At 62.9% G+C, this 1,102-nt stretch carries 1 protein-coding gene and 1 other annotated feature; the gene reads right to left on the bottom strand.

Annotation, left to right across the window (positions count from 1 at the left end; genetic code table 11):
- Nucleotides 1-127 precede the first annotated feature (127 nt).
- The coding region (locus H7I41_RS17570; RefSeq protein ID WP_264013891.1) for an IS3 family transposase at nt 128-1,102 on the bottom strand (975 nt) is incomplete at its 5' end.
- Nucleotides 977-1,093 (bottom strand) — a sequence feature (AL1L pseudoknot). Its footprint overlaps the gene before it by 117 nt.

Raw genomic sequence — 1,102 nt, forward strand, 5'->3', positions numbered from 1 at the left:
CCCCGACTGCGGAGGCGCGGCATGCGGCGGCGAAGTCGGGTGCTCCGGCGTCGGCGAAGTCGGATTCGTTCACGGTGTCGGTTGATGATGGTTTTGGTGGGGTGGTGAAGTACCCCAGGTTTTGTTCCTAGTTGGGTACGAGGGCCGGGGTTGGCTGGCTCGCAGGGTGTGAGGCGCCGGTGAGGGCGACCTCGTACTCGGCCGGTGAAACGTAGCCGAGGGCTTCATGCAGGCGTTCCTGGTTGTACCAGGCCACCCATTGGGCGGTCGCTAGTTCGACGTCGTCGACGCCGCGCCAGGGCTTGCCACGGTTGATCACCTCGGTTTTGTAGGCGGCATTGACGGCCTCGGCAAGGGCGTTGTCATAACTATCGCCTCGCGACCCCACCGAGGGCGCGATCCCGAGCTCGGCCAGCCTGTCGGTGTATGCCAGCGACAGGTATTGGGATCCGCGGTCGGAATGATGAATCAACTCAGATAGATCTGAGTCTGACTGCCACACAGCGTGATTGAAGGCTTGTAACGGGAGATCTTCGGTGCGCATCGTGGTCGATACGGCCCAGCCGACGATCTTGCGGGTGCAGACGTCGGTGACGAACGCGGTGTAGCAGAACCCCTGCCAGGTCCGCACGAAGGTGATGTCAGCGACCCACAACCGGTTCGGTGCGGCGGCATTGAACTGGCGGTTGACCAGATCGACTGGACGTTGATCGGCGGGGTCGGTGACCGTGGTGAACACTGGTCTTCCTCGCTGGATGCCGCGCAGGCCGGCTTTGTGCATCAACCGTCGTGTTTGTTCGCGGCCCAGGTGCCAACCGCGACGTTTCATCGCTGCGTGCATCTTCTTGACGCCGTAGACGGAAAAGTTGTCTTTATGCACGGTGCGGAGGTCGGCGATCAGCTGTTCGTCGCGGATCTCGCGGTCAGAGGCCGGGCGGGTCCGTGCGGCGCGGTAGCCGCGGGCGGTCAGGAAACCCGGGATTGCTGCCCGTAGGATACGGCAGATGAGCTCGACCCCGAATTGATCGCGATGTGCATCGATGAAGGCGATCATTTCGTCACGGGGCGGTCGAGCTCCGCTGCGAAAAACGCGGATGCTGAC

Source organism: [Mycobacterium] manitobense (assembly GCF_025821665.1).
Taxonomy (GTDB): domain Bacteria; phylum Actinomycetota; class Actinomycetes; order Mycobacteriales; family Mycobacteriaceae; genus Mycobacterium; species Mycobacterium arseniciresistens.